A 26084-nucleotide genomic window follows, 5' to 3' on the forward strand; every position below is an offset into this window, starting at 1 on the left:
AAATGATGCGGCTTCCGTTCATGCGTTGTGCTTTTGCTCTCGTTGGCATGAGTGCTGGTGTTATGACCACTGGTGCTTCTGCTCATGCAGAACGTATCATTTCTGACCTTGAAGCAAGCAAGCTGACTTTTGCCTCCTTGACTGCAGCACCGCCTCCAGTTGTGCATGTTCATCATGTAGCGCATGTCACATCCATGCACCGCCAAATTGCCAGTGCAAAAATCAAGCCAACTCATGGTTTGGTGCATCTTGTTTCTTACCCAAGCAAACATAGTGCTCTGCCACATGCCGTAAAGCGTCACCGTACCTAATCTGGTCTGGTATAAGCGCAGTTAGAGTTTTTAAGACTTTATGCTCATTGGGTAGAATGTCTTAAAAGCTCTCAAAACGTCCAAGAAACTCTGCACATTTTACATCTGCCTTAAGATGTCTTCCAGCCACGTAGTTTTTCCTGCCGCGTCCACGGTTACTAAATCAAAGCGCATTTGGTCGTAGGACCAAGTGGGGTGCTGAGCCAGAAGGCACTCTGCCGCGTTGTACAGGCGCTTTTGTTGCGCAGGCCTTAGCGCAAACAGGGCCTCAGATGTTGTTTGTCTGCTTTTGACCTCAATAAAGCATAAGATTGATTCCTTAGACGCGACCAAGTCTATTTCGCCCCGCTTTGTCCGGGCTCTCTCCAATAAAATTTGCCAACCGCTTTTTAAAAGCATGGTTTTTACACGCGTCTCAGCATCTACACCCACCTGATAAGCTTGAGATCCTCTCATTTCACGGAGCTGCAGGATCCTCTCTCTTTGCTTGGTATTTTTGTCCGGTAGCGTGTACAAGATCTCTATTCCTCTCCCGGATAAAGGCAAATCATGCCATTTGATATTTTGCCGCATCTTCCTGTTCTGACAGTAACAGTTATCCGCTTTATTCTGGTCACAACAGTTTCTTTGCATATCCTCCTTACAAAAAGAAATACGGCTTCCGCTATTGGCTGGATTGGGGCCTGTTTCCTCATGCCTGCTCTGGGTACAATTTTGTACCTGATGTTTGGTATCAACCGTGTACGGCGTCTGGCAAAGCGCCTTGTTAGCGGGCGGTCGCCTCACAGACCCGCAACACATGATTCCTCCTGGAACCGTGAGCTGGAGGGGCAGTTTGCTCCCCTTGCTTTGATGGTGAGTAAACTAACAAGCCGTCCATTGGTCGGCGGTAATGAACTGACTTGCCTGCATGATGGGGATGGCGCTTATCCGTTGATGTTGGAGGCCATCAAGAATGCCGAAAAAACGATTTTATTATGCTCCTATATTTTCAGAAACGATGAAATCGGTCAGGATTTTATTAGGGCTTTAATTGCGGCCCATAAGAGGGGCGTAAAAGTACATGTGCTGGTCGATGGTATTGGAAGCGGTTATTTTGTTTCCGGCGTATACCGTCAGCTTAAACGGGCAGGGGTACCTTGTGCGCGTTTTATGCACTCCATGCTTCCGTGGCGCATGCCCTTCATAAACCTCCGTAACCACAAGAAAATTCTCGTTACGGATGGCACTATAGGGTTTATGGGTGGCCTTAATATTGCGGACGAAAACCGCGTCGCCCAACACCCTTCCCACCCTGTGTCAGACACGCATTTCAAACTACAAGGTCCAGTTGTCCGCCAGTTAGCTGAAGCAATGGCATGGGATTGGTATTTTGCGACACGGGAGTTGCTGGCTGGTTCTGAGTATTTTCAGGAACATGATTCGTCAGGCAATTCTGTGGCACGCATTGTAACTGCCGGCCCCGACACAGATCTGGAGAAAATAGAATTCACCATGCTGCAGGCCATTACTCTGGCGCGCAGACAAATCCGCATTATGACGCCTTATTTTATACCGGGGTCTCGCGTCATGTCAGAACTCGCTCTGGCCGCTTTACGGGGCGTTCAGGTTGATCTGATTATCCCCCAAAAAAGTAATCACCCACCACTCGACTGGGCCTGCGCTGCCAACATCTCACCATTGCTGGACGCAGGGGTACGGGTCTGGTTGGTTGCACCACCATTTAACCACTCCAAGCTTATGGTTGTTGATCGGGCATGGTCTTTCGTTGGCAGTTCAAACCTTGATATTCGTAGCTTACGTCTGAATTTTGAAATTAATCTGGAAGCCTACGACACCACGTTTGCAGGCAGACTGGATGATTTCATGAGTGAAAAGCGTAATAGCCGCCTCACACATCATGACCTTGATAAACGTAACCTGCTCATAAAAATCAGGGATGCCGCAGCGCGTTTGTGCATGCCTTATCTGTGACGTTTTGACCCTATAGCCGTCAGATCAGGAATAAGACGGACCAGAATAGGACGATGATCTGAGGCAAAAATCGGTAGCACACGGGCTTCTACGCAGCGCATACCGCGTACAAGGCAGCGATCAAGACGAATAGGCACGACATCTACCATTTTGTGCGTAGTACCTTTTGGCCCGACATCCTGAAAACCCGGTACAAACGCTGGCCCAACAAGATTGAAGTCGCCCAGAATGGCACAGGGAGTTGGAATAAGTGCCGCAATACGGCGCAACTGCCGCCTGTTCAGCATTTGCCCATGTGACAAATGCACATTGGCGAGTGAAAATGTTCCACTCTCAATAATCTGCACATGTCGTTTCACGACCGCGCCCGAAGGAATAGTGCATGCGCGTGGCGGCCGCGCAAATTCGTAACGGCTCCAGCAGGCAACCCCGTGAATACGGCCGGGAAGAGGGGCTCGTGCGTAATATCCCCCCATCAGTTCCGGCAGTAAATCTATTTCCTCCGTTGCCTCCTGCATCAGGAGAATATCCGGTTGCTCAGCTTCCATAAGCGCAACCACATCATGCACTGTGGCCCCTGTCCTGCGGAGCAGGTTCCAACTGATGATCTTTGTGCTTTCAACGTCACGAACAAGAACAGGCTTTTTCTTTCTGGCTACCGCCTCGTTAAAAATGCGCAGAACGTGACGTTTCATGAGGATATGCTTCTGTTGTTTTCTGTTTGCAGCAGGTCAGACTGCCCGCGTCCGGCGTACTCGACAGTCAAGGTAAAGCCAACGGCCAGCAAAATAGGTCCGAGGAAAATACCTAAACCACCAAATGCCAGCACACCACCAATAACACCCAGTACCGTCAGTAAGTAAGGAAGCTTACTACCACGCGCAATAAATAAAGGCCTGATGATATGGTCCGCCCCTGAAATGAAAATAATGCCGTACAGCAGCAAAGCTATTCCACGCCAGATCTGATGATCAACCAGCAACCATAGTGCTGCAGGAACCCAAACGAGCGGTGCGCCCACAGGCAGAACAGCAAGAAATGATGCAAGTACCCCAAAAAGAACTGGTTCTGAAAGGTGAGTAAACCAGAAGCCCAAGCCTGTCAGAAGCCCTTGGATAATTGCGGTTCCTAAAATGCCATACACCGTGCCACGAACAGTTCCACCAATCAGATGCAGATGCCGCCCTGCATGAGGACCGGCAATGCGCGTGATCACGGCTGTCAGTGTGTCCACCAAAGAAGACCCGCTCAGCCAGAAGAAAAAAGCAATGAACAGCGCCATAACAAGGTGGAGAGCGCCGTTGGCTATCTGCATCACCAATACAAGGAGAGATTGTGCAATATCACCTGCATAGGGCCGTATTTCTGTCCCGATGTGATCCACATTATGGAGCACATGGTCCCATTTTGAGGCAAGTTCCTGACCGAACATTGGTAAAGCAACCAGCCAGTGAGGTGGGGGAGGCAGGTCATGCGGCATACTAAGGAGCGCATTGAGTCGTACAGCCCAGCGCGGCCCTGCAGACACAGTTGCTGACGCCAGAAACGCCAGAGGGATCACAAAGCCCACCGCACAGAGCATCGTCATGATCATACTGGCGGTCACGGCGCGCATACGCCTGCGTAGATGCAGAAAAACAGGCCAGGTCGTGTAAGTCACCACAGCCGCCCACATCAGGGCTGAGTAAAATGGGGCCAGAACCACAACACATCCGTAGGCTATGCCACACAGCAATAGGCCCAGTAGAATACGCTCAGTCGTGATACCGCTCTGGTTTTTCATACTGTCACTTAACCACGATTTTTTTGTTTTGTCTGGCTACTATAAGACTTTTTACAGGCTCCCTCTCTCGTTGAATGTCTTACTCTTGGTTGAGGCTGCCTCACTCCCGCCAATGCTGGTTCATTAGCGCATCAAATATTTTTTCTTGTTGGCTACCCGATGTCGGGTCATCTTACTCTGACTTAGAATAGTGCTTCTATTCGTTTCGTATTGGAGAAGTTTGCGCATGTCTCCCCTGCTATCCGTTCCCGGCCTTAAAAAGCTTCTCTCACATACGGACACTGTACGTATTCTGGATGCAACAGCCCTACTTCCGGGCGAAAGTACCAACCCCAAGCTCGGTTTCCAACGCGGCCATATTCCCACCAGCGCGTACTTTGATATTGATGTTTTTTCCGACCCGGAAAGCAGCAAACCTCATACTGTACCCACACCCGCCCGCTTTGAGCGCCTCTTTGGGGCACTGGGTATTGCCAATTCAGACACGGTCGTATTTTACGATCAGGGGAACAGTGCCTCATCATGCCGCGGTTGGTGGCTTGCGCGCCTGTTTGGCCATGAAAATGTTTACGTTCTGGATGGTGGGCTGCCGGAGTGGCTGCGCCAAGAGGGCAGCGTAGAGCAGGGAGACGGTGTCAGCGCTCCGGCAGTGCTCTATGTCAGCCACCCCTATTATGCCCGCCTCAAAGGTTTGGGGGATATGCTCGCCTGCGTTCAGAGTGGTTCAAATCCGATTATCGATGCCCGCTCGGCAGACAGATTTTATGGACGCGTTCCAGAGCCACGCCCAGGCCTTGCGTCTGGACACATGCCAGGCGCCGTCAATATTCCCTTCAAACGTTTGCTAGACCCTTCTGGGCGTTTTTTGAGCGCAGACACTGTAAGACAGATTTTTGAAAGTCATGGAATTACGTCAACAAAACATGCCATTACCACATGCGGCTCAGGTATGACCGCGAGTGTTCTCAATGTCGGGCTTTGTCATGCTGGCTTCCCGGAAGGCGCATTGTATGACGGATCCTGGGCAGAATGGGGTGCCCAACCCAATACTCCTGTTACGAAGGAAGACTAGAACTATTATGACATCAGGCAATCAGGTCGCCCGCGGTTGGCAAAAACTGTCTTCCACTCTCGTCAGTCAGGCGCGGCCTGCTGGCCAAAAAGGTGGCACATCCATCAATTACCCGCTCACCCGTGGCTCAACTGTAGTTTTCCCCACTTTGGAAGATTTTCGCCATAAGGGCAGGGAGCGCTACAACCATGAATATATTTATGGCGCTATGGGCACGCCAACCCAGCATGAGCTTGAAAAAGCCATAGCAACGCTTGAAGGGGGAAAAGACTGTCAGGTCGTCAGCTCCGGTTTAGCAGCCTGTACCGTTCCATTACTGGCATTCATGAAAGCAGGTGACCACCTTCTGCTACCCGATAGTGTTTATAGCCCTACGCGCCGTTTTGCAGAAAACACCCTGAAACGCTTTGGTGTTGAAACAACCTTTTACCCGCCTCAAGCTGACAGCAAAACTCTTCAGGCTTTGTTTAAGCCCACCACACGTATCCTGTTTACCGAAAGTCCTGGTAGCCATACTTTTGAGGTTCAGGACATTCCTATGCTGGCGCGTCTGGCGCATGAAAATGATGCTTTACTGATGCTCGACAATACGTGGGGTTTTGGCATTTTCGCCCCATTTGAGCACGGGGTTGATGTTTCCATTCAGGCGCTGACAAAATATGCCTCCGGCCATTCGGACGTGATTGCAGGGGCCATCACCGTAAATACGACAGAACATTGGCATGTGTTGAGAGATGCCGCGATAGAACTTGGCCAGCTAGCGGGCCCAGATGACTGCTGGCTTACTCTACGAGGCCTCCGCACAATGGGAGTACGGTTGGCACATCAGTCCCAAGCTGCACTTCAACTTGCTGAATGGCTGCAAACCCGCCCGGAAGTAGAAACGGTTTTACACCCAGCCCTGCCCACATGTCCGGGCCATGAACTCTGGAAACGTGACTTTACCGGAGCAGGGAGCCTGTTTGGGGTCGTGCTCAAAGCCGGATATACTCAGGAAAGCATGGAGACAATGATTGATGCGCTCCAGTTCTTTGGCATCGGTGCGTCCTGGGGCGGGTATGAAAGCCTGATTTTGCCAACATCCGGCAGCCTGACGCGGACCCACGAAGCCTCGACAGACGGAGCCGGGCCTTCATTCCGCCTACAGATTGGTCTTGAAAATCTGGAAGATCTACAAGCCGACTTGGAGAAGGCCTTCAGTCACCTGTCTTTAAAACGGTAAAACCCACAGCCTGTACGTTAGGCCTGCCCTGCACGGAGGCGGTAAGTAGCCGCCTCCGCTACATGTGCCGAGTCAATATGGTCGCTTGCAGCAAGATCAGCTATGGTACGTGCTACGCGTAACAACCGCGTGTAGCCTCGGGCAGAAAAACGAAAGCGCGTGGCTATTTTCTGCGCCATCTCTTCTGCTGCCTGTGATATCCGCAAAACGTCTAACGAGGCCTCGGCATTCCTAATGCCATTTTGCCGGGCATATTGTCGGCTACGTGCCTCTTGCACACGCTGGGCAACAGGCGCGCTTGGCTCTCCGCCCGCCTCGGTCATATAGCTCAAAGGCGTGAAGGGTTGCATGGCAAGGCTGATATCTATTCTATCCAACAACGGCCCAGAGATCCGTGCCGCATAGTCTTCACCGCATCGAGGGGCTTTTTTACACTCCCTTGTAGCATCGCCTAAATATCCACACCGACAGGGGTTCATGGCAGCCACAAACTGGAAACGGGCAGGGTAGGTTACCCGCGCCATGGCGCGGGCTATACTGACCTGGCCAGTTTCCAAAGGCTGGCGCAAAGCCTCCAAGGCTGCCTTTGAAAATTCAGGCAATTCATCCAGAAACAAAACCCCGTGGTCTGCAAGACTGATTTCACCTGGCCGTGCCTTGGCGCCGCCCCCTATCAAAGCAGCCTGACTGGCTGAATGATGAGGCTCACGATACGGCGGTCTGCGGAGCGGCTTACCATCCTTGAGCAAACCGGCTGCGCTATATATGCGCGATACCTCCAAGCTTTCACGGTGAGTAAGGTCAGGCAAGAGACCGGGAAGGCGTGCGGCAAGCATGGATTTACCGGTACCGGGAGGCCCGGACAGCAAAAGGGAGTGCCCTCCTGCTGCTGCCAGTTCCAGAACTCGGCGTCCTGTTTCCATACCTTTAATATCAGCAAGATCAGGAGTTGCCACGAGGGGCACAGAGCTTGTATCCACCGCCGAAAAGTCAGGCGGTGTTAGAATCTGTACACCGTTGAAGTGGTTGATAAGCGATAGCAAATCTGGGCTGGCCAAAATGGCAATGTCACCGCCACACAGGGCTTCTTCTCCCTGCGCTTGAGGGCAGACGAGGCCCATCTTCATAGTGGCTGCCTCAATAGCGCATGAGAGCACACCAGCGACCGGGTTGAGGCGACCATCCAGCGAGAGTTCACCGACTGCGGCAAAGCGCGCCACCGCCTCAAACGGAATGACCGCCATAGCAGCCAAGAGGGCCAGCGCTATCGGAAGGTCAAAATGAGAACCTTCCTTGGGAATATCGGCAGGAACCAGGTTGACGACTATTCTTTTGGCCGGGAGAGCGAGCCCGATAGACGTAAAAGACGCCCTTACACGCTCACGGGCTTCACCCACCGCCTTATCCGGCAAACCAACGATAAGAAACGCCGGTAAGCCTGAAGAGATCTGAACTTCAACCCATACAGGCCGCGCCTCAATCCCTGCAAAGGCAAAACTGCGGATACGAGCGTTAATCATCTCTCTCGTATCCTAAATCAACCCGTCTTATTTACCCTTATAAATCAGGCGGGCACGAACAGTCCCTTCCAGATTACGCAGGGCTGCAAGGATACGGTCATCAGCCTCAACGCTGTGGCCTGTATCTGCTTCCACAACCACGTACCCAATTTCACCATCAGTCTGGAGAAACTGCGCGGTCACGTTGCAGGTTTCCTGAAGGAAAATCTCGTTCAGCCGCATCATCATGCCTGGCACGTTATGATGCACATGCATGAAACGTGTACCACGCGGGCTTTGCGGAAGCTGCACACCTGGGAAATTGACAGACCCAAATGTTGAACCAACATCTGAATATTCCACCAGTTTCCGTGCTACCTCAACACCAATACGTTCCTGAGCTTCCGCTGTGGAACCACCGATATGGGGGGTCAGGATAACATTGTCCAAACCCTTCAGAGGCGTTTCAAGCTTGTCTCCCGCACCTTTTGGTTCCTTGGGGAACACGTCAATAGCAGCGCCAAGAAGGTGGCCGTCCTTCAGGGCTTCAGCCAGCGCATCCAGATCCACCACGTTGCCACGGGCGTTATTGATCAGGAAGGAGCCCTTTTTCATTGCCCTGATCTGCGCAGGACCCATCAAGTTTTCGGTGGTTGGGAGCTGCGGCACATGCAAGCTGACAACATCACTCTCGGCCAGCAGTTCTTCGAGCGTATCAATTGACCCGGCATTTCCGTGGCCCAGCTTATCGACCACGTCAAAATACACCACACGCATCCCAAACGCTTCTGCCAACACAGAAAGCTGGGAGCCAATTGAGCCGTAACCCACAATCCCCAGCGTCTTACCGCGTACTTCCCAACTGTTGGTTGCAGACTTGTTCCACTCCCCAGCGTGGCATGCAACGGAACGTGGGAAAATACGACGCATCAGCATCACAATTTCGCCCATCACAAGCTCAGCGACAGACCGCGTGTTGCTGTAAGGTGCGTTGAATACCGGAATGCCGTTCATGCGGGCGGCTTCAAGGTCTACCTGGTTTGTACCAATGCAGAAGCAGCCAATAGCAACCAAGCGGTCTGCTGCCTCAATAACCTCTTTGGTCAATTGGGTGCGAGACCGGATACCAACGATATGAACACCTTCAAGCGCCTTTTTGAGGGCATCGCCTTCCAGCGCTCCCCTGTGGCGAACTACGTTTTCGTAACCGCTGGCTTTGAGCAGTGCGACGGCACTGTCGTGAATGCCCTCCAGCAGCAGAATGCGGATCTTGTCCTTGGGGAGAGACAGTTGCGTGCTCATATCGGATGACCATACCTGTTGTGCCGAAGCGCAGGCCTATCGCAAAAAACAGAAAATTCCTAGATCTTGCACACAATAATCTCGGTTTTAGAGGGCCTGAGCCTTGCCGGATTGCAAGGTTGCAACGGCTTCAGCATGTAGCGCGGCATCGCCCACAGCAAGCACTGTACGGTCTCCGTCTGCGCGTAAGGGACTGCCATCCCATGCCGTTATTCTGCCCCCTGCGCCTTCAATGATAGGCACAAGAGCAGCCCAGTCCCATGGGTTCATGTCGCATTCGGCGATAATATCTATCTGGCCTGCCGCGAGCAGACCATACGCATAACAGTCTCCACCCCACGTCATACGTTTGGTATGCTTTTTGAGCGCCTTCCAACCGTCATGAGGAGCCATTTCAAGCATTTCGGGAGAAGTGCAGGAGAGCTCTGCCTGAGCCAAGGCCGGGCAGGCCCGCGTTTTTGCCTCTCCACTCAGAGGAGACGTAAGGCTTGTCAAACGACCGGCCACACCAACCCATCTTTCCTGAGTCACGGCCTGATCAATAATCCCAAGGACAGGAACACCGTCTTCAAGCAACGCAATCAGCGTCCCGAACGTTGGACGACCCGTTACAAAGGCACGGGTTCCGTCTACCGGGTCCAGGAGCCAGCGATAGCGGGACTGTTCGTTCTGGATGCCAAACTCTTCTCCAAAAATACCATGTTCGGGCAAACGCTCCGCCAGAATAGCCCGCATAACACGCTCTGCTGTTCGGTCCGCCAAGGTTACGGGGCTTTGGTCCTCTTTATCCACCACGGCCAAAGGAGCCCTGAACCAAGGCCTGATGACGCAACGTGCAGCGTCCGCCATCATGGTTGCAACGCTCAGACACAGGTTCAGGTCTTCTTGATTCATTGGGAGTTTTTTCCTGCGGGTAAGGGTGCGGTAAGCGTGTGAAGATACGCTATAATATCTGCTCTCTGCGTCACAACGGGTATGCCCATGAGGGACATGCGTGTACCCGGTGCGAAATGTGCCGGTGCCGTCAGCCAGTCAGATAAATTTTGATCTGTCCAAGAATGGTTCTGCAAAGAACGAAGAGAGGCCGAATAAGAATAGGAGGTGACTGAGGCGATAGGACGGCCCACAACACCAGACAGATTTGGGCCAACCCCGTTTGACGCACCCCGTTTGAAAGCATGGCAACTGGCACAAATTTGCCGTGCCAGTTCAGCACCACGGCTCACACTCGCTTGAGCGAGATAAGGCTGTATTGATACATTCTCCAAACCGGGCAACGAAAAAGCCGGTTTTGCAGGCGCAGTATGTGGCACCACAACGTCACTCACGACATGACTGAACCACGCAACACCTACGCTCATGACAATTGCCAAAGCCGCTTTATTGAGAAACACGCTATTCATACTACCAGCCTGTTCCCCCTGTTGCGTTTAAGTTACAGCTTTCCTAGACTGCACGCCGCTTCCCCTGAAGCAAACGACCACCGCACATCGGTTTTTGTATCCACTGCGTTTCCAAGGCTATATTCCGTGCCTGATTGCCGAGCAAGTCGATGACTGCCCCTTTAGTCATTATCCCCGCCAGACTGGCCTCTACCCGCCTGCCAGGCAAACCTCTTGCTGACATCGCAGGCAAGCCCATGATTGTGCATGTGCTTCATGCCGCACAGGCTGCGCAGATAGGCAGGGTAGTTGTCGCCGCTGCTGATCAGGAAATTTGCGACGTTGTCAAAAACGCCGGGGGAGAAGCTGTCTTGACCGACCCTAATCTGGCGTCCGGTTCAGACAGGGTTTGGCAGGCAGCGCACCATCTTGACCCGACAGAAAAGCATGATGTGCTGATTAACCTGCAAGGAGACCTTCCAACATTCCCCCCAGACTATCTGCATACACTTATGCAGACGATGGAAGACACATCCTTCGACATTGGCACCCTTGTTGCGCCCGTCACAACGGACGCGGAAAAGCACGCGGCTTCTGTAGTAAAGGTCGCGTGTCATTTTTACGGAAACGCTCCGACTACCCCGGCCCTTTATTTTTCAAGATCCGTCATCCCGTGGGGGGAGGGCCTCACATGGCATCATGTCGGAATCTATGGCTGGAGACGGGACGCGCTCCGAAAGTTCGTCAGTCTTCCCGAATCCGGGCTTGAGCAACGCGAAAAACTTGAGCAGTTACGCGCTCTTGAAGCAGGCCTGCGTATTGGCTGCGCCCATATTAAAACTGCGCCCTTCGGTGTGGATACACCTGAAGATCTAGAACGTGCGCGTCAGGCAGTAGGGAGGGCATCGTTATGAGCCAGAAAATCATAGCCTTTCAGGGAATGCCGGGGGCGTATTCTGACCTTGCTTGCAGAACGGCTCGACCCGGCTGGCAGACATTGCCGTGCAAAACTTTTGCCGGAGCCATAGAGGCTGTTCATCAAGGCAAGGCGGACCAAGCCATGCTGGCCTGCGAAAATAGTTTGGCAGGCCGAGTGCCGGATATTCATACACTTTTACCAAATGCAGGTTTGCATATTGTTGGTGAGCATTTCCAGCGGGTTGAGCATTGCCTTCTTGCCATTCCCGGCACGCGCATAGAGCAGATCAAGCGGGTTCATACCCACCCCGTTGCCATGGGGCAAATCAGCACGTTGTTGGCTACCTACAATTTTGCGCCGGTCGTTGAGTTCGATACAGCAGGAGCAGCCGAGTTGGTGGCGCTCTGGAAAAGCCATGAAGAGGCAGCCGTTGCCTCCGAACTTGCTGCAGAATTAAACGGCCTGACCATACTCAAACGGAATGTGGAAGACGCAAAACATAATACAACGCGCTTCTATATCGCATCGCAAACGGCTGAACGTCCTGAGCGTGATACACCCGATGTCATGACAACGGTTATTTTCAGCGTCAAAAACAGTCCTGGTGCACTCTACAAAGTGCTTGGCGGCTTTGCGACAAACGGCGTTAACATGACACGCCTTGAAAGCTATATGACGGGCGGTGGTTTTGCTGCCACCCGCTTTCTTATGGATGTTGAAGGCCACCCAGAAAATACGCAACTTGGCAAGGCGCTTGCGGAACTTGAATTTTTTTCCGAAGACGCCACTATTCTTGGTGTTTACAAACAGTCGCCCTTCAGGCGGCAAATGACCGGCTCATGCGCTGAAGCTCTTCCTTCAGCCCCTACAGATGCCCTTGCAGGATAGACGACAGCTCATGTCTGATACACGTTTTACCGGATCCATCACGGCCCTCATTACCCCCATGAACCATGACGGCAGTCTGGATTTTGAGTCTTTTGAAAAGCTGGTAGGCTGGCAAATAGAGGAAGGGACATCCGCGCTCTGCGCCATGGGCACCACGGGGGAAAGTCCGACTCTGTCCCACACTGAGCACCATGCTGTCGTTGAACGGGCCATCAAAGTGTCTGCTGGCCGTGTGCCAGTGATAGCCGGTGCGGGCTCAAACAGCACATCAGAAGCCATCGACCTTGCCAAACATGCGGAAAAAGCTGGTGCATCCGCAGTTCTTGTTGTCACGCCTTACTACAACAAGCCAACGCAGGAAGGCCTGTATCGGCACTTCATGGCTATTGCGGATGCCATTACTATTCCCGTTATTCTTTATAATATTCCAGGGCGTTCCGTAGTCGACATTAGTGTGGATACCACGGCGCGCTTGGCCAAACATGGCAATATTATTGGCGTAAAAGATGCCACAGCAAACCTTTTACGCCCTCTTCAGGTACGGCGAGCAGTCAGCAAACACTTCAACCAGCTTTCAGGCGAGGATGGTACAGCTGTTGCCTTTCTGGCCGCTGGTGGTGATGGTTGCATTAGTGTGACTGCTAATGTTGCACCTGCTCTGTGTGCGGCGGTACAAACCGCGTGGCAAAGAGGCCAAGCCTCTGAAGCCATTGCACTACAGGACCGACTGTTACCCTTGCATGACGCGCTTTTTTGCGAGAGCAACCCTGCGCCAGTCAAATATGCTGCAAGCTTGTTAGGCTTGGCAGGGGAGACCACACGCCTTCCACTTGCTCCCTTGTCTGATGTCTCTCGCGCAAAGGTACGTCAGGCACTTGTTGATACTGGATTGTTAAATTAATGGCCCAAAAACCACGCAAAACAACCATGATTTCTCATGGTATTGCTGCACAAAATCGTAAGGGCCGGTTTAATTACAGCATCAAAGAAACGGTTGAAGCCGGGATTGTCCTCAAAGGCGCTGAAGTAAAAAGCCTGCGTCTTGGCCGTGCCATGATTACAGAGGCCTATGCTGGCGAACGAGATGGAGAGCTGTGGCTTTTTAACAGCTACATTCCTGAATATCAGGGAGGTGTTCTGTCTCGCTTTGACTCCCGCGCACCCCGTAAACTTCTCATGCATCGCAAACAGATAGAAAAATATCTGGGTGCCATTGCTAAAGAAGGCGCAACCCTTGTGCCGCTGGATATTCACTTTAACCCTCGGGGCGTTGCCAAAATTACGTTAGGTCTGGGCGAAGGCAAGAGAAACGTTGATAAACGGCACGCCATTGCCGAACGAGACTGGCAAAGGGACAAAGCCCGCCTTATGCGAGATAAGGGGCGCGGCGACTACTAAGAATTACAAGCCTAGCCGCTATTGTTTTTTTATTTTTCCAAGAAAGTGCATAAAAAAAAAGCCCCGCCTTTATAAGGCGGGGCTTTTCGTTACTGCCGTAGCAATAACTTAATCAGGCAGGGTCAACCTGAGCTGCTTCTGGACCTTTCTGGCCCTGAACAACTTTCACGTTGGTTGACTGACCTTCGTTGAGGCTGGACAGACCGGAACGTTCCAGAGCTGATGCGTGAACGAAAATGTCCTTGCCGCCACCATCTGGCGTAATGAAACCAAAGCCTTTGGTTGCATTGTACCATTTGACAGTACCGCGAATTTCTTCAGCGCCAGACATGTCAGGAGCAGGGCGAGGAGCGCGACCGCCACCAAAGCCACCAGCACCACCACGTGGAGCAGAATTAAACCCGCCAGAAGAACGAGGACGTTCTGGCTGAGCAGTGCTTTCGTCTACGGAGATGACTTCTGCAACCTGACGGCCTTTTGGGCCCTGGCCAATGCGCACAACCAGTGTCGCGCCGGGGCTTACGCCATCCTGACCGATCTGGGAGAGAGCGTTGGCATGCAGGAATACGTCACCAGACCCATCAGCGAGTTCAACAAAGCCGTAGCCTTTTTCACCGTTGAACCATTTGACTGTCGCCCCGATTTCCGGACCGGAAGCAATAACCTGCGGCCCACCAGCGGGAGCACCACCAGCAGGTCTACGCGGTGCAAAACCGCCACGGTCACCAAAAGAGGGACGTTCGCCATAAGAGGGCGTTGACATAAAATCGTCGTCAAATCCGCCGCGGCGCGGAGAACGAGAGCTGCGGTCGGTCCTGTTACTTCTCAACGGTCTTGATCCTGAAGCATGGAGAAGGTTATGCCTTCTCCAGATATTAAAAAATGGGCAGATTGCGAAGCTAACAGGTTTTTTTGCTCACTTTGAAACAAAATCCTGCCACCTCCTCTAGAGCTGCAACCACGCCCATGTGTTTTCAGTAGCACACCGGGTGTAGTGTCGCTATAGAAAAGCACGAAACCTGACCGCTTTTCATCTTTTTTCATCTCAATAACTATTTTGTGATAAACGTATAAATACGTCAGGCTGGTATTCGCTCAGCACCTAGAGAGCCTGCGCCAAATGAGGCTTTCTTGTCAGGCCCTGTTCCAGTAAAGAAGAGCTCAAACCTGCCCGTTGCAGAATGAGAGGATAAATATGTCTGCTGTCGTTAACTCACCACGCGTTCGGCACAAGACTGCCAAAGCTCTTCTCGTAACGGGAGGATTATGTATGGCGCTTTCAACTGCGCACGCAACTCCTCTGCAAGACAAGCAAGGGACCTGGACACTTCAGGGCGAAAACGATGCGGTTTCAACCCTCAAGAGCACGTCAGACCAATATTATACCAGCGGCTTGCGCCTGAACTGGACATCCGGGACAGATACGCTGCCAACGCCCATCGCGGCCATTAATAAAGCCATCTGGGGCGAAGGCGTGCAGCGCATAAGCATGGGCTTGCAGCAGATGATTTTCACGCCGAGGGATACACAGTCAGCCAGCCCGTGGGGGCCTGGCCCGCAGAAATCGAGCCTTTTGCGTGACCGCCCGTATGCTGGCGTTCTGCTTGGCACGATCAACCTGATTAACGATACAGACCTGTCACGCAGCGTTCTGGGTATTCAGGTTGGTGTTATGGGGCCAGCAGCACTGGGCCGCCAACTCCAAAACGGCTTCCACGGCGCTATTGGGGATACAAAGAATCTGGGCTGGGGCCACCAGTTGCAGAACCAACCCATCTTTCAGGTTCAGGGTGGCCGCACATGGCGCCTCCCACTGGTCAACGTCGCTGGCATTGAAATGGACATGCTGCCATCTGTGGCAGCCGCCGCCGGTGACTACCAGATCTATGGCCGCATCGGGGACATGATCCGCATAGGGCAGGGGCTGAACAGTGACTTCGGCACCCCCACCATTAACGCAGCAGGTACGGATGGCACGGACGCTTATAAAGCGACCCGTCCGTTCGCCTGGTATCTGTTTGGTGGCGTGACTGGCCAGGCCGTTGGCTATGATGCCTCCCTGCAAGGCAACACAATGCGCACCAACTCCCTGCACGTTGATAAGCGGTGGGATGTAGGCGAAATCCATGCGGGCCTTGCCATCATGTTCTACGGGCTACGCGTTTCCTACAGTCAGGTTTGGCAGACTCAGCAATTCAAAGGCGCGAAGTCCGGCCTCTTCAATTACGGTTCGCTCATGGTTTCAGCAAAGTTCTAACTTTAATCCTGCTAAAATTTGTTCAGTTGCACAAAAAACAGGCTTATATTTTTGCCACATGGCCTGTTTTTGTGTTTTTTTAGCAACTTGGTAAAGTTTGTGCCTCTTTCTGAGGCTTAAATTGAACATTGCGTCTTGGCATACGGGAAATGACCATTTTACAGTCAGCACCAGAGAGCCCCTCTGATGTCTGAAGGGAATGGAAGACCCGATGCCCCACCTGAACGAAGCACTGCCGACCTGCAAGATCATTCCGTTCCAGATGGAACTGCTGTCTCGCCACCGGGAATATCTGTCTCGCTGGGTTGAAGCCGGGCACCCCATGGGAGTGTGCGACGCAGACGTTTTTTCAGCTCCAGAGCGCCAGTCTGGCCTGTCTTCTGAATATGTTGTGATCTGGGTGCGGGAAACGGCAGACCCCGCATACAAAATTTATTCCCGTGGTAATAAATGGGTCGTTATGGATGCCATCCGCGAAAATCAGCTCGGGCTTTTTGCTTCTTTTGCCGATGCCCTGAACATGGTGCGTCCCGTGCTGCCACTTCCCGGCAAAATTGTAGCCGCCTAACGGATTACTTTATATAACAGCCCACACTAGGCCCACGCAGCCTTATAGCACTGCTTCATAGCCTAAATGCTCTTCCAGGCAGGCTGTGTTTTCCCATAATAGCTGCCGCGTCTACGCAGCTATTATGCATTTCTGGGATTGCATCTTCGTCTATCTCCTGCTGCAAGGGCTCATATTGCGCAGCCTTGCCGGTTAGGAAGAAAAGATGACGACACTCACAATTGCCCATCCAGACACAACCATTCACGAGGCAACCGCTGCGGCAATTATACGCGTTCTTGAAGCAAATGACGTTGAGCCAGAAATTACGATTGGTCCCAAAGGCGCCCTACGTGACATGCTTAGCGCCGGAGAGGTTGATCTTTACGTTTCTGCCTGGCTTCCGGAAGATGCAGCGTTTCTTACACCCGGGGTGACGTCATTGGGCGTTCTGTTTAACCCCAGTGTAAGCTGCTGTCTTTCTCAGGAACACAACGCTACCCTGACATCTCTGTCCAATCTGGCGCAAGCAGGCTCAGAACTATCACGTGACGTTATCGTGCCGGAAACTCTGCTGCACCACGCAGAAGCAATGTTTTCAGCTTACGCTCTGCAAGAAGCAGGTTTTACTCTGCGCGCCCTTCCTGACGAGGAAGCTTTAGCTACTTTTAGCGCATCACTTGCAAAAGAGCAGCTCGTTCTGACCGTGTTGGCACAGCCTTGCTACCTTTTTCATCAGGGAGGGTTCCGCATCCTGCAAGATCCGAAGGAAACACTAGGGCTGGAAATGACTGCACACATCCTCCTCCGGCCCGGTCTAGCGGACGAGATGGATCGGGACTTGTATGATGAGCTGGATGAACTCATGCTCAGCACCAAAGTGATCAGTGCTATGGACTACGCCATGCGGGCAGAAGGATTAAGCGCAGATGATGCCGCAGAGTCCTGGCAGCGCGGCAAGCTGCTCCCTCGCTGACACGTATCTGAGGAAGGCTTGCAGCATGTCTCCATCATCTGAGCTTGACCGGCACGATGCTGGCCTTGCCGCCCAGTACGAAACTTTCCCGTACCCTGAACGCACACCTCAGGACGAAAGCAAACGGCTGCTGATAGGCAGCCCAAGCCATTTGCGCGAAATCGATTACTGGGTGTTCAAAGCCAAGCGGCCAAGACATCTGCCTTTACGGGTGCTTGTTGCTGGATGCGGTACAGGTGATGGTGCCATCATGCTGGCCACGCATATGGCCCGATCAGAACGCGTCGGCGAGGTTATCTGCCTTGATCGCTCTTCAAAAGCGCTTTCCATTGTGAAAGAGCGGGCAGCCGTGCGTAATCTGACAAATATTCAGTATGTTGAAGGCTCACTGAATAATCTGACAGCTCTTAACCTTGGCTCATTTGACTATATTGACTGCTGCGGTGTGCTGCACCACTTGCCAGATCCGCTGGCAACATTGCGTGATCTTGTAAACCATCTTGCACCGGGTGGGGGTATGGGGCTCATGGTCTACGCCCCATACGGACGAACAGGTGTTTACATGGTGCAGGAGGCCCTTCAGCATCTAGCACCACTGCAGGACTCTCCAACATCCCGGCTGGATATTGCCAAACGTGTCATGCGTACACTGCCAGCCACGGCCTGGCTCCGCATGAATGGTAATTTTGGTGACCATTTGAGTGGCGGGGATGCGGGCCTTTACGATCTGCTCCTAAACCCAAGAGATCGTGCCTACACCGTGCCAGATTTTTTGGAACTGCTGGATGCTGCGGGGCTGGAGGCTTCGTGCCTGATGGAACCAGCACGCTACAATCCATCGCTTTTTCTTCCTGATCCCAAACTCCGCGCACGACTGGATGTATTGGACTGGAAGGAAAAAGCAGCAATTGCAGAGTCCTTAACGGGAAATATGGCCACGCATGTCGCTTACGTTGTGAAAAAAGGTGAGGAGCAAACGCCACCAGACTTCATGGACGAAGCCGCAATTCCCGTAATGCGCGAGATACCGGGTATAGAATTAGCCAAACAAATGCTGCCAAACCACACACTGCCGTTTTCTTTTGGCACTTTGGTTGTGCCCATTCCGTTGCCAGCGCAAGCCCGTGGCCTTTTGCCGCTTATAGATGGGAGTCGTACGGTAGGAGAACTGGCTGATATTCTGAGCAGCAGAGGCGTTCCCAAGGATAAATTCTGGGGCATCTGGAAAGAAACTTTTTCTACCCTGGAACAACTGAACCGCGTCCTCCTGCAATCTCCAGCGTAAATAAGGAGAGGGAGCTATTCAGCATCAGACGGAAAACTCCAGCATTATTCTTATTTTTGGTGCGGCACTTAGACCGGATGGGACACCCAGCCCTTCGTTATGCAATCGGGTGAGCGCTGCGGTATCTTTCGGCCAGAACGCGGCTCGGCCCCTCTATCTTGTTACGGGTGGGGTGCCAAAAAACGGCCAGACAGAAGCCTCTGTCATGGCCGACCTCCTCCTTCAGGCAGGAGTAGAGAGCAAAAACATCCTTCTGGAACCTACTGCGTCAGATACAGCCGCATCTATTAAAGCTTGCTCCGTTGTCCTGCGGCAGATCGGGCACGACAAGAGCTCGCCCATTCATTTTTGCACCAGCACTTACCATATTCCGCGTTGTGCCTTGCTGTTACGCCTTGCAGGGTGGGTGCCTGAAAAAATTCCCTATCCTTTTTCCATATTTCCTTCACGGAACATTTTCCGCAACATGCTTATTGTAGGTCACGAAGCCATCGCCAGCCTATGGGATGGGCTGCTCGTGCTTATCTGGCGTATTGTGCGCTAGAGCAGGGCAGCGTATCTTTTGCGCCTCCTTGCTGGAATTTACCCCGCTCTTATGCGGGTGAACACTGTGACGCATGTACTCGCCAAGGGCTTTAGACACTCTGACAGCTCTCACTAGGCATGTGTCTGCTTAACACCTTAACTCCAGCAGTTTTTGATAGTGCGGGCGCAACCTCGTGCTAAAACTTTTAGAAACAGTAGGTAAAATGGCAGTTTACGCTTTTGTTTTCCCCGGACAAGGCAGTCAGTCCGTTGGTATGGGAGCAGACCTCGCTCAGGCATTCCCGGCAGCCCGTGCTGTGTTTCAAGAAGTTGACGACGCCCTTGGCGAGCATCTTTCAAAAATCATTTTTGAAGGACCACTTGATACATTAACCAGCACAGAAAACGCTCAGCCAGCCCTGATGGCCGTTTCCATGGCAGTACTGCGTGTACTTGAAACGGATGGAGGCCTTGATCTGGGCGCAAAGGCAACACTGCTTGCCGGCCACTCCCTGGGTGAATACGCAGCCCTCGCTGCTGGTCGCTCCTTCGGCATTACAGAAGCAGCGCGACTGCTACGCTTACGCGGGCAGGCTATGCAGAAAGCCGTTCCAGCTGGCGAAGGTGGCATGGCCGCCATAATTGGTGGCACCCTTGCTCAGGTTGAAGAAATCTGTGCCACGGCAGGCAAAGGAAGTGTGCTGGAGATAGCCAATGATAATGGCGGTGGTCAGATTGTCATTTCCGGCAAGATGGACGCGATTGATCAAGCCATTGCGCTTGCAAAAGAAATGAAGATCAAACGGGCGCTTAAGCTTCCCGTATCTGCACCGTTCCATTGCTCTCTGATGCGTCCCGCCGAAGATATCATGGCTGAGGCGCTGGAAAAGGCGGATATTGCGGCGCCCATCGTGCCCGTTATTGCGAACGTAACCGCCGAGAAAGAAACGGACGCTGATGCGATTCGGTTAAACCTGACGCGTCAGATCACAGGTCGTGTACGCTGGCGTGAAAGCGTGCAGGCCATGTCTGGCATGGGGGTAGATACCTTCGTTGAAATTGGCGCAGGGAAAGTACTCTCCGGCCTTGTCAAACGGATTGACGGTGAAGTGGCAACGCTTTCCATCAACACACCAGCAGACATCGAAGCCTTTCTGAAAACTCTATAAAATCATCTGGATTCATCACTATGTTCAAACTTGATGGTAAGGTCGCTCTGGTTACCGGAGCTTCAGGCGGTATTGGCGGGGCAATTGCCGCCACACTGCATGCTCAAGGCGCTCATGTCGTTCTCTCAGGTACGCGTGAAAATGCACTTCAGGAGCAGGTAAAGGCTCTGGGCGGAGAACGCGTCGATTACGTTGTCGCCAACCTCTCCAACCCGGCAGAAGCTGATGCTCTTATTGCAAAAGCAGAAGAAAAAGCCGGTGCCCCGGTTGATATTCTTGTCAATAATGCCGGCCTGACACGCGACATGCTTGCCCTGCGCATGAAAGACGAGGACTGGGATCAGGTTCTGAATGTTGACCTCTCATCCCCGTTCAGACTCTGCCGTGCAGCGCTCAAAGGCATGCTTCGTCGTCGTGCTGGCCGTATTGTTAATATTGCCTCTGTCGTTGGTGCTACAGGCAATGCTGGGCAGGCTAACTATTCAGCCGCCAAAGCTGGCATGGTCGGTATGAGCAAGTCTCTGGCGCAGGAAGCAGGCTCACGCGGCGTGACGGTAAACGTTGTTGCACCAGGCTTTATTGTCACACCCATGACAGACGTGCTCCCCGATGCGCAGAAAGAAAAACTGCAAAGCCAAATCCCTCTGGGCCGCCTTGGCAAGCCAGAAGATATTGCCGCTGCGGTCCTGTATCTCTGCTCGGAAGAAGCAGGGTGGGTAACCGGTTCAACGCTGCACGTTAATGGCGGCATGGCTATGATCTGACCGGTTACGGTCCGATAACGCACAACAGGTCGTGCAAAATACTTGCAGATGTGGCAGATAAACTGCATCACAAGCCTCAATCCGGCCGCGCAGGACATATCCATGGGCGGCTGGTGTTGGCTTGGACTAAAAAAACGTGCTATGCGCCCACAGTCTTGTTGCATGTACAAGAGCTGATAGCTCATTTCATGCCTGCACCAAGAACGCTGGCGAATGGAGCGCCTAGATAACTTGCCCCTCTTTTTACCGGGCATACAGGAAGCAGAGACAGATGAGCGAAATCGCTGATAAGGTTAAGAAAATTGTCGTCGAGCATCTCGGCGTTGAAGAAAGCAAGGTCACACCCGAAGCGTCGTTCATCGACGATCTGGGCGCAGACAGCCTCGACACCGTGGAACTCGTGATGGCTTTTGAAGAAGCTTTCAACGTAGAAATTCCGGAAGATGCAGCCGAAAAAATCGCAACCGTCAAAGACGCGATCGACTACATCGAAAAGCAGAAAGCTGCCTAATCAGGCTTTATGCCTGTAGGTTAGTTTTATCGGGTCCCTCGTTCATGAGGGACCAAACAGACTCATAGAGCGGGGAGCGGGCTGGTTTGTTGCAGTCGGCCGGAGCAAATTCGGGCCGGAGACGCGTTGTCGTCACCGGTATGGGCATGGTGGGGCCGCTTGGCCTCGGTGTCGAAAACGTATGGTCACGTCTGATCGCTGGTGAAAGCGGGATTGGCCGAATTACACACTTTGATCCGAGTGATCTGCCTGCTCAGGTAGCAGGACAGGTTCCAGAAGGCCCAAAGACTGAAGGAAAGCTCACGCTTTCTGAGTGGGTGCCGGTCAAAGATCAACGCAAGATGGACCGCTTCATTCACATGGGGCTGGTTGCCGCAACCGAAGCAGTTGAGGATTCCGGTTGGAAACCCCAAACTGAAGAAGACAAATGCGCAACAGGCGTCATGATCGGCTCAGGCATTGGTGGTCTTCAGACCATTTATGATGCCTCCATTACCGTGCATGAAGGCCGGGCAAAGCGTCTCTCGCCGTTCTTTATCCCCTCAGCCCTGATCAATCTTGTCTCCGGGCATGTATCAATCAAATACGGCTTTCAGGGACCCAATCATTCCGTAGTGACAGCCTGCGCTACCGGCGTGCATGCCATTGGTGACGCAGCCCGCCTGATTATGTTTGGCGATGCAGACGTGATGGTTGCTGGCGGTGCTGAAGCAACAGTATGCCCCTTGGGTATTGCCGGCTTCTGCTCAGCTCGTGCGCTCTCTACCGGCTTTAATGATACACCCGGTAAAGCCTCCCGCCCTTGGGACAAAGACCGTGATGGCTTTGTTATGGGTGAAGGTGCTGGCGTAGTCGTGTTGGAAGAGTACGAACACGCAAAAGCCCGCGGTGCCAAAATTTATGCTGAAATTGTCGGCTACGGTATGTCCGGTGATGCCTACCACATCACGGCACCCGCAGAAGGCCATTATGGTGCCTATCGTGCCATGGGTGCTGCACTGAAAAGTGCGGGGCTGACGCCTGCTGATATTGACTATGTCAACGCGCACGGCACATCCACCATGGCTGATGACCTTGAGTTGGAAGCTGTGGAACGCCTCTTTGCAGATGACGCCAAGAAACTGGCCATGTCTTCTACAAAATCTGCTACCGGGCACCTGCTCGGCGCTGCCGGTGCTGTTGAAGCTATGTTCTGCATGCTCGCCATTCGGGACAATGTGGCACCGCCCACATTGAACCTTGATAACCCATCTCGTGAAAGCGTGATTGACCGCGTGGCGCATACAGCGCAACAGCGTAAAATCAATGTTGCATTGTCCAACAGCTTTGGGTTTGGCGGCACAAACGCCAGCCTTCTTGTGCGCGGCATCTGATAAAATCTTTTATTCCTTCTTATGAAGGAATAAATAGAGGCTATGCGCAAGACACTCTTTTTTCTGCTCCTTTTCCTCTTTTTTGGGGCAGGGGGCGCAAGCTTGAAATTGTGGACCGACTATACAAAAGCCGGTCCACTTTCAGCCTCTGCTGACATAGTCATCCCTCACGGTAACTATCTCAGTACGATCCATACTTTGCAGGACGCGAACGTCCTTCCAAAAGGGTATTACGCAGAGCGCGTTACGCTACTTGCCATTGGTCTGACCAGAAAAGATGGTCAACTCCATGCTGCGGAACTCCATTTCCCCGCTCATGCTTCTATAGAACAAGCACTCACTGTGCTGCGCCACGGCAAGCCGGTCATGCATAAGCTGACAATTCCGGAAGGGTTGTCTGCTGCACAGATTGAAGCCCTCATCAACGAAGACGATCTGCTCACCGGTACGCTCCCTCACATTCCTGAGGGCAGTGTTATGCCGGAAACCTACAGCTACATACGCAACACATCGCGTGCCGATTTTCTTACACGCACACAATCAGCCATGCAGCAGGCCGTTGCAAAAATTTGGCAAGAACGAGCCGCGTCACCTGAAATTCCTGACCCGCACGCGCTCGTTACCTTAGCCTCGTTAATAGAAAAAGAAACCGCACTGCCTGATGAGCGGCCATTAGTCGCACGGGTGTTTCTTAACCGCCTTCAGAGCGGGATGAAGCTACAAACGGACCCGACTGTCATCTATGCCCTGACAAACGGGGCAACCCCATTAGATCGTCCCTTGACGCATTCAGACCTACATACCGCAAACCCGTACAACACCTATATGTATGCGGGGTTACCGCCAAGCCCTATATGCGCGCCAAGCCTCAGTGCTCTCACGGCTGCCGCTCATCCAGCAGAGGGGGATGTTCTGTACTTTGTTGCAGACGGGACGGGTGGTCACAAATTTTCTAAAACGTTGGGCGACCATAATAAAAACGTCTCAGATTTTCGTAAGACACAGCAAAATTCCAACGATAAGTAAGTCAAAAGGAAGAGCAGAAATGCTCTTCCTTCTCTACAGATTATCGCTTTCCTGTGGAGGACGTCAGAGGAGCCAAGCTTTCATGCTGCACGGCATTAGACGTTGCTGTGCCTTGATAATTGGGCACCGTATCAGACGCCGGAACGGATGCCGCCGTTGTACTAGTAGAGTGTGCTGTGGTGGGCGTTGCGCCAGATAGCTTGCTATACCGCATGAGCACGCTTCTAAGCGGATCGGCCCCCGGATTGTTAACCCGCATTGTCACTACAATTTCTTCCGGGCCAACAGTCTGAGAATAATATTTGCGGTTAATGTCGCTGTTAACCGTTAATTTCGTTCCACCTAATGCAGCACCGGCAAACAAGCCCTGCGCCTTCTGTGCAACTAAAATGTCAGTATTCTTGGCACCAGCATTTCCACGTTCCACACTGCTGCTCAAGGTTGCGAACGACACACCAGCATTAGCTCCAAACTGGAACTGACTATCCAGCAAGGCCTGCAAGCCACGATCTGTCATGACAAAGAACATGGCAGACGAGCTTTCTACACCCAACTGGATACCAAAAGATGCCGTGCTGAGTGTGTAAAATGCCGGGTCAGACCATGAACCACGGGCATCCCGGGCGAGCAATACGCACCCACCACCGGCACCACCAAACACAATGGACATCCGAAAGATGGATGGGCACACCATGACAGCCCGCGCCTTGGCGAGATTAACGGCGACTTTGCTTGTTGCTGTTGCCCCTACAAACATGTCCTGCACGGTGAGCGCTGCTTTATCAACAATCGTCTGCCCGCTGTCAGCAGCCTTGGCGCTTTGTGGTGTGCACAAAAGGGTTGCAGCCACCCCCAGGGCAAGAGAACACGAAGTAAAGCGGTAAATTGACCGCATGGTTGGGTCTCCCTGTAAGCCGAGCGGCAAAGTAAGAACAAAACAGAACTTTATGATGAGAGAATGGCAACGACCGGTTGCGTCTTAAAAACGTTTACTTCAACGGAATGGAGACTGCCGCAGACAGCGCCTCTGCAATATGTGGGTTTGCTGCCAGAATAGTTGCTGGTCCCGTCAGTCCGCCATTTGCCAGAAAAGGCGATACGCTCGCTCCGACCTCTGCCAGCAAGGGGAGGGCTGCCGCCACATCCCACAGGTTAATAACAATTTCGATGTAACCATCCAGCCGGCCGCAGGCAACATCTGCCAAAGCCAACGCACCTGATCCACCAGAGCGTGGCATGGCACCAAGCCGCATAATGGCATCCATTTTTTCCATGAAGACTTCACGGGGCACTCTGTTGCTCCACCCCATTTCAATCATGGCGCTGGCAGGTTCTTTGACGGGGGATACCTGAATAGGTTTGCCATTGAGAAAAGCACCATGGCCAACGTGCGCCGTATAAACCTCGCCTAGTGCAGGAGCTTCTATAACGCCTGCAACAGGCTTATCTCCATCCAGCAGCCCTAAAGACACACACCACCTGTTACGGCCGCGAGCATAGTTGGATGTTCCGTCTATAGGGTCCACAACCCAACGGAGTTGTCCATCCCGCGCTACGCCGCCTTCTTCACCCTGAAAGCCATCTTCAGGAAAAAGCGTTTTCATTCGGTCGGCTATGAAAGCCTCAACAGCACCGTCAGTTTCTGTCAGCCAGTCCTGTGCGGATTTTTGCGTACCTGCCGGACCGCCTGGTGCCGGGCGCATAGCCATGGCAAGTTGCCCGGCATCCCGCACCACAGACCGCGCTGCTTCCAGACGATAGGCAATAGCAGAACTGTGAGATGACATGCGGCTTGCTCCAATACTCAGATCACATTCAGAATGTCGCTACCATAGTCACAAGGCAGCCCGAAGGCGACACTCAGCATTCATAAAGTAGCAAACCATTCTGCATAAGCTTTA

The 26084-nt window shown here is 52.7% G+C and carries 28 protein-coding genes; 18 read left to right on the top strand and 10 right to left on the bottom strand.

Annotation, left to right across the window (positions count from 1 at the left end):
- Window positions 1–2: 2 nt before the first annotated feature.
- Window positions 3–311, top strand: a complete 309-nt coding sequence (locus Abci_RS11155) for a hypothetical protein (RefSeq protein WP_048839252.1) — start codon at window positions 3–5, stop codon at window positions 309–311.
- 99 nt (window positions 312–410) lie between these two features.
- Here Abci_RS11155 and Abci_RS11160 read toward each other — a convergent pair whose 3' ends face one another.
- Window positions 411–827, bottom strand: coding sequence for a YraN family protein (locus tag Abci_RS11160; RefSeq protein WP_244877657.1), 417 nt, complete (start codon window positions 825–827; stop codon window positions 411–413).
- 33 nt (window positions 828–860) lie between these two features.
- Between Abci_RS11160 and cls the strand changes: the two genes are divergently transcribed.
- On the top strand, window positions 861–2285 hold the full coding sequence (cls, locus tag Abci_RS11165; protein ID WP_048839253.1) for a cardiolipin synthase: 1425 nt from the start codon (window positions 861–863) through the stop codon (window positions 2283–2285).
- Here cls and Abci_RS11170 read toward each other — a convergent pair.
- Together Abci_RS11170 and Abci_RS11175 are read right to left on the bottom strand one after the other, a co-directional pair.
- Window positions 2276–2980: an endonuclease/exonuclease/phosphatase family protein gene (locus Abci_RS11170; protein ID WP_048839254.1), complete on the bottom strand. Its 705-nt coding sequence runs from the start codon at window positions 2978–2980 to the stop codon at window positions 2276–2278. The two genes, cls and Abci_RS11170, sit on opposite strands and share 10 nt — an antisense overlap.
- Entirely contained in the window at window positions 2977–4068 is a 1092-nt protein-coding gene (locus Abci_RS11175; RefSeq protein ID WP_048839255.1) for an AI-2E family transporter, read from the bottom strand. Before Abci_RS11175 ends, Abci_RS11170 begins: the two co-directional genes overlap by 4 nt.
- A gap of 226 nt (window positions 4069–4294) precedes the next feature.
- On the opposite strand from Abci_RS11175, the gene Abci_RS11180 reads away from it, so the two are divergent.
- Window positions 4295–5140 (top strand): sulfurtransferase, encoded by an 846-nt coding sequence (locus Abci_RS11180; protein ID WP_048839256.1) that lies wholly within the window; start codon window positions 4295–4297, stop codon window positions 5138–5140.
- 7 nt (window positions 5141–5147) lie between these two features.
- Complete coding sequence (gene metC, locus Abci_RS11185; protein ID WP_048839257.1) at window positions 5148–6362, top strand: cystathionine beta-lyase; 1215 nt, start codon at window positions 5148–5150, stop codon at window positions 6360–6362.
- 17 nt (window positions 6363–6379) lie between these two features.
- Here the strand turns inward: metC and Abci_RS11190 are convergent, their stop codons facing one another.
- The 4 genes from Abci_RS11190 to Abci_RS11205 form a co-directional block, all read right to left on the bottom strand.
- A complete protein-coding gene (locus Abci_RS11190; RefSeq protein WP_048839258.1) occupies window positions 6380–7882 on the bottom strand; it encodes a YifB family Mg chelatase-like AAA ATPase in 1503 nt (500 codons plus the stop codon).
- 27 nt (window positions 7883–7909) lie between these two features.
- Entirely contained in the window at window positions 7910–9163 is a 1254-nt protein-coding gene (gene serA, locus Abci_RS11195) for a phosphoglycerate dehydrogenase (protein ID WP_048839259.1), read from the bottom strand.
- Window positions 9164–9250: 87 nt separating this feature from the next.
- On the bottom strand, window positions 9251–10057 hold the full coding sequence (locus tag Abci_RS11200) for an inositol monophosphatase family protein (protein WP_048839260.1): 807 nt from the start codon (window positions 10055–10057) through the stop codon (window positions 9251–9253).
- Complete coding sequence (locus tag Abci_RS11205; protein ID WP_048839261.1) at window positions 10054–10566, bottom strand: c-type cytochrome; 513 nt, start codon at window positions 10564–10566, stop codon at window positions 10054–10056. Before Abci_RS11205 ends, Abci_RS11200 begins: the two co-directional genes overlap by 4 nt.
- A gap of 149 nt (window positions 10567–10715) precedes the next feature.
- On the opposite strand from Abci_RS11205, the gene Abci_RS11210 reads away from it, so the two are divergent.
- Genes Abci_RS11210 through smpB form a run of 4 tightly spaced genes read left to right on the top strand, consistent with a single transcriptional unit; the run spans window position 10716 to window position 13750 of the window.
- Window positions 10716–11459, top strand: coding sequence for a 3-deoxy-manno-octulosonate cytidylyltransferase (locus tag Abci_RS11210; protein WP_048839262.1), 744 nt, complete (start codon window positions 10716–10718; stop codon window positions 11457–11459).
- The gene (locus Abci_RS11215) at window positions 11456–12352 is read left to right on the top strand and encodes a prephenate dehydratase (RefSeq protein ID WP_048839263.1); all 897 of its coding nucleotides are present in this window, start codon (window positions 11456–11458) and stop codon (window positions 12350–12352) included. Before Abci_RS11210 ends, Abci_RS11215 begins: the two co-directional genes overlap by 4 nt.
- A gap of 10 nt (window positions 12353–12362) precedes the next feature.
- Window positions 12363–13253, top strand: coding sequence for a 4-hydroxy-tetrahydrodipicolinate synthase (gene dapA, locus Abci_RS11220; RefSeq protein ID WP_048839264.1), 891 nt, complete (start codon window positions 12363–12365; stop codon window positions 13251–13253).
- Window positions 13253–13750 carry an SsrA-binding protein SmpB gene (gene smpB, locus Abci_RS11225; protein ID WP_048839265.1) on the top strand — a complete coding sequence of 166 codons (498 nt, stop codon included), beginning with the start codon at window positions 13253–13255 and terminating at the stop codon, window positions 13748–13750. Before dapA ends, smpB begins: the two co-directional genes overlap by 1 nt.
- A 112-nt stretch (window positions 13751–13862) precedes the next feature.
- On the opposite strand, the gene Abci_RS14305 is transcribed toward smpB, so the two are convergent.
- Window positions 13863–14579 (bottom strand): cold-shock protein, encoded by a 717-nt coding sequence (locus tag Abci_RS14305; protein WP_052944825.1) that lies wholly within the window; start codon window positions 14577–14579, stop codon window positions 13863–13865.
- Window positions 14580–15020: 441 nt separating this feature from the next.
- On the opposite strand from Abci_RS14305, the gene Abci_RS11235 reads away from it, so the two are divergent.
- The 10 genes from Abci_RS11235 to mltG all read left to right on the top strand — a co-directional run bounded on the left by Abci_RS11235 (window position 15021) and on the right by mltG (window position 24183).
- On the top strand, window positions 15021–16007 hold the full coding sequence (locus tag Abci_RS11235) for a lipid A deacylase LpxR family protein (RefSeq protein WP_244877658.1): 987 nt from the start codon (window positions 15021–15023) through the stop codon (window positions 16005–16007).
- A 211-nt stretch (window positions 16008–16218) separates the two neighbouring features.
- Complete coding sequence (locus Abci_RS11240; protein ID WP_048839408.1) at window positions 16219–16575, top strand: hypothetical protein; 357 nt, start codon at window positions 16219–16221, stop codon at window positions 16573–16575.
- A gap of 205 nt (window positions 16576–16780) precedes the next feature.
- A complete protein-coding gene (locus Abci_RS11245) occupies window positions 16781–17530 on the top strand; it encodes a glycine betaine ABC transporter substrate-binding protein (protein ID WP_048839268.1) in 750 nt (249 codons plus the stop codon).
- Window positions 17531–17555: 25 nt separating this feature from the next.
- The gene (locus Abci_RS11250) at window positions 17556–18815 is read left to right on the top strand and encodes a class I SAM-dependent methyltransferase (RefSeq protein WP_048839269.1); all 1260 of its coding nucleotides are present in this window, start codon (window positions 17556–17558) and stop codon (window positions 18813–18815) included.
- 52 nt (window positions 18816–18867) lie between these two features.
- Entirely contained in the window at window positions 18868–19359 is a 492-nt protein-coding gene (locus tag Abci_RS11255) for a YdcF family protein (RefSeq protein ID WP_244877666.1), read from the top strand.
- A gap of 205 nt (window positions 19360–19564) precedes the next feature.
- Window positions 19565–20509: an ACP S-malonyltransferase gene (gene fabD / locus Abci_RS11260; protein ID WP_048839271.1), complete on the top strand. Its 945-nt coding sequence runs from the start codon at window positions 19565–19567 to the stop codon at window positions 20507–20509.
- 20 nt (window positions 20510–20529) lie between these two features.
- Entirely contained in the window at window positions 20530–21273 is a 744-nt protein-coding gene (fabG, locus tag Abci_RS11265) for a 3-oxoacyl-[acyl-carrier-protein] reductase (RefSeq protein ID WP_048839272.1), read from the top strand.
- 271 nt (window positions 21274–21544) lie between these two features.
- On the top strand, window positions 21545–21784 hold the full coding sequence (locus Abci_RS11270) for an acyl carrier protein (RefSeq protein ID WP_006557907.1): 240 nt from the start codon (window positions 21545–21547) through the stop codon (window positions 21782–21784).
- 86 nt (window positions 21785–21870) lie between these two features.
- Window positions 21871–23157 carry a beta-ketoacyl-ACP synthase II gene (fabF, locus tag Abci_RS11275; RefSeq protein ID WP_084597641.1) on the top strand — a complete coding sequence of 429 codons (1287 nt, stop codon included), beginning with the start codon at window positions 21871–21873 and terminating at the stop codon, window positions 23155–23157.
- A gap of 42 nt (window positions 23158–23199) precedes the next feature.
- Window positions 23200–24183 (top strand): endolytic transglycosylase MltG, encoded by a 984-nt coding sequence (mltG, locus tag Abci_RS11280; protein ID WP_084597642.1) that lies wholly within the window; start codon window positions 23200–23202, stop codon window positions 24181–24183.
- Between the two features lie 40 nt (window positions 24184–24223).
- Here mltG and Abci_RS11285 read toward each other — a convergent pair whose 3' ends face one another.
- Window positions 24224–25078, bottom strand: a complete 855-nt coding sequence (locus Abci_RS11285) for a lipid-binding SYLF domain-containing protein (RefSeq protein WP_048839274.1) — start codon at window positions 25076–25078, stop codon at window positions 24224–24226.
- Window positions 25079–25172: 94 nt separating this feature from the next.
- Window positions 25173–25970: an inositol monophosphatase family protein gene (locus Abci_RS11290; RefSeq protein ID WP_048839275.1), complete on the bottom strand. Its 798-nt coding sequence runs from the start codon at window positions 25968–25970 to the stop codon at window positions 25173–25175.
- Window positions 25971–26084: the final 114 nt, after the last annotated feature.

Source organism: Acetobacter cibinongensis, from assembly GCF_000963925.1.
GTDB lineage: Bacteria > Pseudomonadota > Alphaproteobacteria > Acetobacterales > Acetobacteraceae > Acetobacter > Acetobacter cibinongensis.